A 9,453-nucleotide genomic window follows, 5' to 3' on the forward strand; every position below is an offset into this window, starting at 1 on the left:
GCCTTCCCCCAGGCGGGGCGTCCGGACCCCTCGCCCCCGCCCGACGGCGAAGCAAGAAAGAAGACGGCTCCTGCGATGATCTGCACCCTCGTTCTCCGCCCGGTTGCGCGCGCCCTCGCCGTCACCCTGGTCCTCGCCCACACCGTCCTGGCCACCCGGATACCGCAGCTGCCCGACTGGGACGACACCGGCAACCCCATCCGCCCCTGACACCGCACGCGGCCGAGCCCAGCACGGGCCTGGTCGCGGAGAGGAAAGCATGGGAGTCGGTCAACAGTGACGGTCGCCCGAACATGGGCTCGTACCTCGCTGCGAAGATCCGGGCCACCACCAGACGGCCGTGTACCTCTTCCGGGATGCTCTGACCGCGGTCGAGGAGTCCGAGCAGCCCGAACTGACCGCGGAGGCCTCCCTCGAGCACGTGTGGCAACTGACGGAACTTCTGTTGTGGCTGGCCGACCGGGTGCAGAAGTCCGTCGTCGGCACGATCGACCGAAACGAGGCGTCTCACAAGGAGGCGGGCCAGTGGATGCAACAGATCATCAGCACCCGCTACCCGTACGCGGTCGAGCACCTCACCGCTGACGACGCACGTCGGAGGTGGTCGCTGCTCGTCGGGAAAGCTGCCGCGGAGGACTTCTCACGCACGCAACGAATGATGGCCGACTACCTCGGGATCGACATGCAGCCTCCGGTCGATATGCCGCCACAGCAGCAGTCGTTTGATCGCGGCGAGAACACCACCGCGCAGACCGTCGCCCAGCAGCCGCAGAACCAGGACGGTGCTTCAGCGTCTGCACCGCTGCAGCCCCCTCAGGCGCAGCAAAGTCCCCGCCCCCTGACCGGCGGTGAGGACCCGGGCGCCGTCACGGGATGGAAGAACCTCGCGGACGCGTGCGGGATGAGTGAGTACATTGACCAGCTCCGGTTCATCCTCAAGCCACCTTCGGGTCCCCCAAGGCCTGCTCGGCGAGATCGAGGCCACCGTCTTCACCCGTCAGGTCGCCCAGTGGGCAACCAATCCGACCGCCTTCCGCGAGCTGGCCGGGCACGCGTTCAACAACGATCCGGAGAACCGCAAGGCCAGCTGACACAAGCACATCCCGGGCCGGGGCGGCCGGACCTGAAACACCTGCCCCGGCCCGGAATGCTCGACCCACTACCACCGCACCACCGCACGAAAGGCACCACCATGGCAGGCGACACCGTCATCACATTCATCGGCAACCTCACGGCTGATCCTGAGCTGCGTTTTACCCCGCGGGTGCCGCGGTCGCGAACTTCACCGTCGCGTCCACCCCGCGTAACTTCGACCGGCAGTCGAATGAGTGGAAGGACGGCGAAGCGCTGTTCATGCGCTGCAATATCTGGCGTGAAGCAGCTGAGAACGTCGCCGAGACGCTGACTCGCGGCTCGCGCGTGATCGTTCAGGGGCGTCTCAAGCAGCGCTCCTACGCCGGGGGCAACGACGAACCGCCGTTCTGATCCCCCTTGAACGCGCCCCGGCTGCCGCCGTCCCCTCCGCGGCAGCCGGGGCGCTCCCATGTCTGACGCCCGGTCAGGTGGGCCCGGATGTCGCGGAAGGTCGCGAGGGACCGAGCACACACTGGTGCCGCCGCAGACATTTGCTGACAGCCTTACCGACACGCCCCGCATCCTCGACGCCAAGTGCGCCTGGTATGGCCGGGTCGCTCGTTAGGGTTCGCTGACGATCATCGCGGCGTTCTCCGAGCTGGAACGCTCGAACCTGTCGAGCGGACCGCGCGGATCCGGCCGCTGCGGCCGCGAACAACCGTAAGGGCGGACGCCGGCCCAAGCACCTTGCCGCCCAAGCCGCGCGGGCACGCGAGCTCCGGGACCGCGCCATAACCGCCGTCGAGATCGGCAAGGTGCTCGGCGTATCCCGGGCGACGGTGTACCGCTACCTCACCGACGAAAGCAAGGGAATGGAGGCATGAGCAATATCATCTCGACGGGCCGGAAGCCGTTCCGCAGGACCGACAGGACGCTCAACCGGAGTTACGAACCGAAACCGGTTGGTAGACAAGCCGAGCCGAAGCAATCGTCTCGGGCGACGGTGACGGGGACAGCTTGGGCGGTTGCGCTGAGGCTATACATCAGGGGCGTCCCCCAGACCTCACGCACATTGTCCCTACAGCCCCAGTCGACCAGATAGTCACCCTGGGGAACACCCCGGAAATCGATTGAACGGGTTCCCGCAGCGATAGCCACAGGGACAAACTCCCCGTCTACGAAGCCCACCGAGAAAGCGATCGGGTCGCGTTCGGGATGTTGTCCCGGCTTCATGCCGATCACCGCGCAGTAGATGTCTGCCCCGGTGTTGTTGGTGACCGTCGTGGTCACAGTCTGGCCGCGGGCAGAGGCTGTCAACGTGACGTCGTCCGGTGCTGCCGCAGCAGGACCAGCGGTGAACAGCACGATGGGCGCGGCGGCAAAGGTTGCCATCGCCGCACGGCCAGTAGGTGTCTTCACAGATTCCGCTCGCTTCCTCATCGAGAAGGCCGAACCGGGGACTGCGCGGCCTCGCTGCAGAGCATGCCAGACTGTGACCACGGGAGCCGTTGACGCGTTAGCGATTCGCGTTTGTAGGCTCGCCGTCACCCCAGCGCGTCAGCCTTGGCGGGCTTTCCCTCGCCCATGTAGAGGAGCACCTTCTCAAGCTCGGGGTCCATGCTTCAGAAGCGCACGCAGCGTGATCTCCCGGATGACCGGGGCGCGGGTGACCGCGCCCCGCCCGCCCTATCAGGGCGTGTCGACGGGCATAGACAAGCAGAAAACGGCCAGGATAACGGGCATGGACATCCCGCCCCGGCTGACCGTCGCCGAGCCTGTTGCTCTCGCTGTCGTCGACACCGTCCTGCCCGACGACTGGCAGCCCTCCGAGGACGCCCTGCTCGCCCTGTCTATCGCACTCGACCTCGACGTCAACGCCGCCACCGTGCAGTTCGTCGAGCGGCATCGGGGCAAGCGGCTGTCCGAGGCCACCCCCACCGGAGCTCCGCTGACGTCGTGGCTGCACCTGTGGTGCGTCGCGCTCGTACTTGAGGACGGACGTCGGCAGGTGCAGTTCCGCAAGCAGCTGCGAGCCACCCGGGTGCAGATTGAGGCGGCGCGTGAGATCGGCGGGCAGCTCGAGCAGCATAAGCACGTGGCAGGCCCGCTGCGGCTGACGGTGATCGAATGAACGATGCCCGGGAAATCCCTGCGGCCCGCGGTCGACGACGCCTCCGACACGGCCGCCGCGCCGGCTGTTCATCCTGAGCTGTCAGCCTCTGGGAGGCGGAGAACGCCGACAGTACGGTTTGCCGTCCGGATCGTCGACTGGGAGGCCTGTCCCGATGCCCTCCCGTTCCACATTCGGTGCCCGCGCGGGCGCCGCCGCGAGGTGAAGGCGAAGCAGAAGGGAACCGAAGTACTACGAGACTGGCTGGACCTGACGTGGTTCACCCACTCGGCCCAGGTGTTCGGACTGCGCCGATCGGTGTGGAACTCTGCTTCCGCTCCGGGGGTACCTGGTCCGGGCGGTGACGGTCGAGGATCACTCTGCAACACACCCGGTTCACTCGTCGATCAAGCGCAGAGGCGCCTTCGGAGTGGCTCCCCGGAGGCGCCTCACCCTGCCCTCTTGGCAGGTTTTCCTACATATCAGTTGTGCGAGCCCCTGCCCTCGAAGTGGTGTCTGTCGTGTGCGCGTTCTCCCTCACGCTGAACGAAATGTACGTCACTTGCACGTCCTACCATTCGCGGGAAGGAGTCCTTCAACTGCTCGGTGACCTCGCCTGGAGCCCGAACTCCCCGACCTGGCGCCCGAGCTGTTGAGCACTTTCCTCCAACAAACCGTCCCGGTGTCGGAGCTCTCCGAACTGCTTGCCTACGTCGATGTGACCAGCTTCAGCAATGCCTTCCGGCGCTGGAACGGAGAAAGCCCCAGCCGGTACCGGCGGCGACACCGTCGCCAGGCCGGCGTCTCGTAAGGCGACTTTCTGATCCGCCTCCCGGCCCTGCCGCCATGTCGCGCGGGTGTGGGTGCAGCGCGACGTGACCGCACGGGGACGTTCCTTTCGCGATGGCACGTTCGCACAACTCGTCTGACGTCGCTTCCGCTAACGCGGAAGCCAGTGCCGCCAATAGTGTCCTGGGTCATAGGGCTTCCGGGCCCACGGGCAACCGCCGACTGTGGCGGTGTCGCCGAGCCTACGCACGCTGGCCCGAACTGGCCGGACATCGTTTTCAACGAAAGGACTTCGATGAAGGAGATCAAGGGCCGTACCGCCGTGGTTACTGGCGCGGGTGGCGGCATGGGCCGTTCGATTGCTCTGGAGCTCGCGGCCGAAGGTGCCAACGTCGCTGTCGTGGACATCGACAAGGCGGCGGCCGAGGCGGTTGCCGCCGAGATCGGCGCGAAGGGCAGCCGGGCCACCGCGCACGCGGTGGACGTGTCCGATCTGGATGCGGTCTGGGGGCTGGCCGACGAGGTGTATGCCGAGTTCGGTTCTGTGGAGATCCTGGTGAACAACGCGGGTGTGACGCTGCGCCCGTTCCGGGCTTCCTGGGACACCAGCTACGAGGACTACGAATGGGTCATGAAGGTCAACTTCTGGGGTGTGCTGAACGGGCATCATGTGTTCGTTCCCCGGATGCGCGAGACTCCCGGCGAAAAGCACATCGTGAACACCTCGTCCATGGCGTCGCTGATCTCCGTCGCCGGGCATTCGGCCTATTCGGCGGCGAAGAGTGCGGTCGACGGCCTATCCCATGCCGCGCGTGGTGAACTCGCGACTCAGGGGATCGGGGTGAGTATCCTGCACCCGGGGCCGGTGCGCACCCGCATTGTCACCAGCGAGCGCCTGCGGTCGGAGGCGGAACGATCCGAGGCGCGGGGGGTGAAGCCGTGGTCGGATTACGTCCAGCAGCCCGGTAACCCGATCGTCGAGGGCAAAGCCGAGGAGCCGGTGACCGATCCCGACGTTGCCGCGACTCCCTTGGAGTACATCACGCCCAACGCGACGGGCAGGCTCGTGGTGGACGCCATCAAGGCGAATAAGCCACACATTCTCACTCATCCGGCGCCGGTCGCCGAATTGCAAGCACGTTTCGACGCGGTGCTGGCCGGGGCGCCGCAGCCCCGGCAGGACTGAACGGACAGAAAGGACGATGATGTCGCAACACATTCCGGTGTGCGTCATGCCGCACGCGGGGGGTTGGCACCAGGCCTCGTGGCGGCGCCCGAACACCAAGGGCAACGATATCTGGAACTTCGACATGTGGCGGGACCTCGCCCGCACCGCCGAACGAGGCATGCTCGACGCGGTCTTCATGGCGGACAACCAGTCCCTGTGGCCGGTGCCCGAGCACTTGCGCCACCACACCGCGAAGGTCGGCGTCTGGGACGCGTTGATCATGACGACCGCGATGGCCACCGCCACGGAGAAGATCGGTCTCGTCGCGACCGCACACACGGAGTTCCACCAGCCGTACGAGCTGGCGAGACAGCTCGCGTGCATCGACCACCTGAGCCATGGTCGTGCGGGCTGGAACATCGTCACCTCCGCCGGACCCCAGGACGCCAAAAATTTCAGCGACGCCGGGCAGATCTCCACGGAGCTCCGCTACGAAAAGGCGGCCGAATTCGTCGATGTCGTCAAGAAACTTTGGGACAGTTGGGAAGACGACGCCTACCTCCTCGACCAGGAGGCGGGAATCTTCTTCGACCCGGCCAAGCTGCATCCGACCAACTTCGCCGGCAAGCACTACTACGTCGAAGGCCCGTTTAACGTGATGCGCCCGCCGCAGGGATATCCCGTGCTGGCGCAGGCAGGAAGCTCCGGGCCGGGCCGACAGCTCGCGGCCACGACCGGTGAGATCATCTTCTCTCCGCTGGGCGGCGCAGTCGGTAAGGCCTACCGCGACGATGTGCTGCGGATCGCCGCCGACGCCGGCCGCGCTCCCGGCGATGTGAAGATCCTGTCACAGATCACGCCGGTGATCGGACGCACCGACGACGAGGCGCAGGAGAAGTGGAACTGGCTGCAGGAGCACCTGCATCCGGACCTCGCTCGAGGCGTTGTCGAGTCCATGCTCGGAATCGATCTGTCCCCCTATCCGCTCGACGAGCCGCTTCCGGATCTCGGTGCGACAGATCGGATCCAGGGTTATCGGGATGCGGTGCTCTCGTACACCGTCGATGGCCGTCGGCCGACCGTGCGTGAGTTCTTGACCGGTTTCAAGGGTCCCGGAACGGTCGTGGGCAGCGCCGAGACCATCGCTGACTACATCGAAGCAGAGGTCGACAACGGGGCCGGTGACGGGTTCGTGCTGTGCCTGCAAGGTTGCCCGGAGGAGCTCGAGGACTTCGTCGATCTCGTCGTGCCCGAGCTGCAACGCAGGGGCCGATTCCGCACCGAGTACGAAGCCGACACCTTGCGCGGGCACCTGGGCTTCGCGCGCCCGAGTAACCAGTTCACCGCCGTCGCCGCACGCGCCTGACGCCGCCTCTGCCACAAGGAGAAAGCAATGGCTATCGCCAACGAATTCGAACTGATCATCGCCGCCGTAGACGCGGACGGCAAATCCTATTTCGCCGAGGCGGGCGAGCCCGCGGCGCTGGAGGTACCCGGCGCCATCGACGGCGCCTTCGTGTGGGAAACAGACGGCATCGTTTCGCTGCCGCTGCAAATCGGGGGCGCACCCTCCGGTATGACTTTTCCCGGTCCCGGCGGTTCGAAGCTCGGCCTGTTCCGGTTCCCGGCCCACTCGGCGGGCAAGCTCGACATGGCCGCCGCGGGCACGAAGGACGCCGAGACAGGTGTGGGCGGTGAGGCGGACATGCACCGGACCGACACGATCGACTACGAGATCATCCTCTCGGGCAAGGTCGACATCGAGCTCCCCGGAGGTCAGGTGCGAACGCTGAAACCCGGATCTGTCCTGATCATGGCAGGCGCGCCGCACGCCTGGCGTAACCACTACGACGAGGACTGCACCTACGTGGCTGTCGTCGTAGGGGCACACCCGCCGGTGAGCTGACCTAGGTGCCCGACCTTGCCGTCTCGGGTCGCCAACGCGGCGACAGGACCAGCGCACAGTTGTTTTCAGCCGGTGCACTTGGCACAGACCAGGACGAAAGAGCCGAGGTGCAAAAGACCGCGATGAACGGGACGACCCGGGTGGATCTCGACTCCACCACCCGGACCAGCCGTCGAAGGATCTGCTCGAGACCGTTCCCGGCATGCGCGGCACCATCCAACTCGTGATCGACACCGTACATGGATGCGCCGCCGCCGTCACCGACCTGCTGGCATCGTCCCCGAACAGTAGCGGGTGGTCGGGACACCGGCGTCGATCGGACAGGTTCGAGGAATACCCGGCCGCGGGAATGGACCGAACCACCATCATGTCCATGCTCGTTGCGAGCTCCTACGCCGACTTCGCCGATCACGTCATTCCTGTGCTGCAACAGCGCGGCCTTGCACAGCGGGATTACACACCCGGCACCTGCGCGAGAAGTTCTTCCCCGGGCAGCGGCACGCGCCTCGGCGACAACCACCCTGCGTCCTTCTACCGAAAGTTGGCGTGATGAAAGTGAAGAAGACGACCCGGCTCCGCCGGATCTTCGAAAGCGACCGAACCGAACTGATGCCCTTCGGTGTGATGCCTATTCACGCTCAGATGGCGGAACGGGCCGGGTTCGAGTCCTTCCACATCTCAGGTGGGATGACCTCCTGGTGGAACGGGCTCCCGGACGTCGGGTTGATGACCCGGACGGAAATCATCGATGCCGCACGCAGAATCGTTCAGTCAGTGGATATCCCGGTGTATTGCGACGCCGACACCGGTTACGGCGGCATCCAGAACGTTCGCAAGACGGTTCAGGATTTCATTGCCACCGGTGTCGCCGGAATCCACCTGGAGGATCAACGGGATCCCAAGAAGGCGGGCGGCCAGGCAGGGATCGCGATCGTGTCGGACGAGGAGGCGATTGGGCGGCTGCGTGCGGCCGTCGAGGCCCGAGATCAGCTCGATCCCGACTTCGTGATCACCGCCCGCACGGATGGCTACGCCGCTGCGGGGGGCGGGCTCGAGGAGGCCCTGCGCCGGGGCAAGCTCTACCGGGAGGAGACCGGCGTCGACGTCATCTTCTACGAGGGCATCCGCTCATGGGACGAGGCCCGCTACCTGCTCACCGAGACACCCGGGCCGGCCTACGTGATCGCGAGCCGTCACGCCGGACCGACGCCATCGGTTGCTGAGCTGTCCCAGATGAGGCAGGCCATCAGCATCGTCCCCTTCATCATCCCGGGCGTCCAGGAGTTGTGGAAGCTGCTGCTGAAGGTGCGCGACTCCGGCGAACTGAACCCGATCGACGAGTATCTCGACCACCTCTTCGAACTCGAGGGCACGGAGGAATTCGTGGGATGGGGGGACGCCTTCGTCAAGCCGAGCTATCAGGACGTGCGCGGACTCGAAGAGCGATTCCTGCCGTCCGATCAACAACGCGACTACAACACCATCCACGATTAAAAGAAGGTCTCATACGGAAAGCTTGTTCCAGCAGTTCAACGCTGCGGCGAGTTGTAGAAACCCGGCGAAATGTTCGACGTAGAGTTCGTACCAGATCGTCAATCGACGGTAGCCGCGGAGCCAGCCAGAGTGCGTTCGATCTTCGAACGGTACCGGCCCAGTCGCTCGCTACTGTCGATGCCGCGACGAGCGATGCGCGGCACGACGCCACGGGAGCGTAACCACCGGCGGTGCGCGGGGCAGTCGTAGCTCTTGTCGACGCGCATCCGGCCGGGTCGGCAACCGTGTCGCCCCGAGATTAACGAATCAGGCTGACGGAGGTCAACATTGGCTGCAACATGACACTGCCGTGGGCGTTCGCGGAGGTCACCGCAGTCAGCAGCGGGATTCCCTCACCGGTCGACAAGTCGCCGACATTGAGGATCAACGCCTCCGGACGCGGTGACCAGGACACAATGTCCTCGACGCAAGACAATCCAGGGGCCTCCTCGATGAGTACCTCGCGCTTCATGTGGCCTCCTTCGAGCCCGAAGCTCATCTCGAGTTCCGTCAGGAGATCGTCGATGAACCACACGTCGCGGGACTGAACACCTGTAGGACGACTATCAGGCTTCAGTTGCATCCACTCTTGGGTGGCATTGACTTGGCGACCGGGCTGTCCCCGCTCAGGCAAAGGTTCTTCCGCATATGGGATCTCCCCATGGGCGATCGGACGAAAGTCCTTGACGTTGAGTGCAGCATGATGGAACCTGTATTTGGCGCTTTTCAGATAGCTCTAAGTTTTCTTTGGGGACGGAGTCCAGATGACAGTGCAGGATGTGGTCCCGGCTCGGGGTGGGGTGCGCTCGACGTCGGCGTTGGCGGAGTTCGTCGCGGCTACCTCGTACGAGGATCTGCCGGAGGCGGTGGTCG

At 65.3% G+C, this 9,453-nt stretch carries 10 protein-coding genes and 1 pseudogene; 9 read left to right on the forward strand and 2 right to left on the reverse strand.

Translation table 11 applies throughout. From position 1 onward, the window contains the following. The 3 genes and pseudogenes from G6038_RS31055 to ssb form a co-directional block, all read left to right on the forward strand. On the forward strand, positions 1–210 hold a 210-nt coding region (locus tag G6038_RS31055; protein ID WP_206025817.1), incomplete at its 5' end, for a hypothetical protein. 695 nt (positions 211–905) lie between these two features. After that, positions 906–1,091 carry a hypothetical protein gene (locus tag G6038_RS29125; protein ID WP_165042209.1) on the forward strand — a complete coding sequence of 62 codons (186 nt, stop codon included), beginning with the start codon at positions 906–908 and terminating at the stop codon, positions 1,089–1,091. Between the two features lie 101 nt (positions 1,092–1,192). Continuing rightward, a pseudogene (gene ssb / locus G6038_RS29130) lies at positions 1,193–1,455 on the forward strand (single-stranded DNA-binding protein); the annotation flags it as partial. 564 nt (positions 1,456–2,019) lie between these two features. Here ssb and G6038_RS29140 read toward each other — a convergent pair. Further along, complete coding sequence (locus G6038_RS29140; protein WP_240918832.1) at positions 2,020–2,466, reverse strand: hypothetical protein; 447 nt, start codon at positions 2,464–2,466, stop codon at positions 2,020–2,022. A 349-nt stretch (positions 2,467–2,815) separates the two neighbouring features. Here G6038_RS29140 and G6038_RS29145 point away from each other — a divergent pair, with 349 nt between their 5' ends. The 6 genes from G6038_RS29145 (at position 2,816) to G6038_RS29175 (ending at position 8,541) form a co-directional block, all read left to right on the forward strand. Next, the gene (locus G6038_RS29145; RefSeq protein ID WP_165042213.1) at positions 2,816–3,205 is read left to right on the forward strand and encodes a hypothetical protein; all 390 of its coding nucleotides are present in this window, start codon (positions 2,816–2,818) and stop codon (positions 3,203–3,205) included. Between the two features lie 1,063 nt (positions 3,206–4,268). After that, positions 4,269–5,159, forward strand: a complete 891-nt coding sequence (locus G6038_RS29155) for an SDR family NAD(P)-dependent oxidoreductase (RefSeq protein ID WP_165042217.1) — start codon at positions 4,269–4,271, stop codon at positions 5,157–5,159. A 46-nt stretch (positions 5,160–5,205) separates the two neighbouring features. Beyond that, on the forward strand, positions 5,206–6,507 hold the full coding sequence (locus G6038_RS29160; protein WP_165042219.1) for an LLM class flavin-dependent oxidoreductase: 1,302 nt from the start codon (positions 5,206–5,208) through the stop codon (positions 6,505–6,507). A gap of 27 nt (positions 6,508–6,534) precedes the next feature. Further along, positions 6,535–7,047, forward strand: a complete 513-nt coding sequence (locus G6038_RS29165) for a cupin domain-containing protein (RefSeq protein ID WP_165042221.1) — start codon at positions 6,535–6,537, stop codon at positions 7,045–7,047. 202 nt (positions 7,048–7,249) lie between these two features. After that, complete coding sequence (locus G6038_RS29170) at positions 7,250–7,597, forward strand: hypothetical protein (protein ID WP_165042222.1); 348 nt, start codon at positions 7,250–7,252, stop codon at positions 7,595–7,597. Beyond that, positions 7,597–8,541 carry an isocitrate lyase/PEP mutase family protein gene (locus G6038_RS29175; RefSeq protein WP_165042224.1) on the forward strand — a complete coding sequence of 315 codons (945 nt, stop codon included), beginning with the start codon at positions 7,597–7,599 and terminating at the stop codon, positions 8,539–8,541. The genes G6038_RS29170 and G6038_RS29175 overlap by 1 nt, the downstream gene beginning before the upstream one ends. A gap of 298 nt (positions 8,542–8,839) precedes the next feature. Here the strand turns inward: G6038_RS29175 and G6038_RS29180 are convergent, their stop codons facing one another. Further along, positions 8,840–9,163 carry a hypothetical protein gene (locus G6038_RS29180; RefSeq protein ID WP_165042226.1) on the reverse strand — a complete coding sequence of 108 codons (324 nt, stop codon included), beginning with the start codon at positions 9,161–9,163 and terminating at the stop codon, positions 8,840–8,842. Positions 9,164–9,453 lie beyond the last annotated feature (290 nt).

This window comes from Rhodococcus sp. 14C212 (genome assembly GCF_011058195.1).
Classification (GTDB): Bacteria; Actinomycetota; Actinomycetes; order Mycobacteriales; family Mycobacteriaceae; genus Rhodococcus; species Rhodococcus aetherivorans.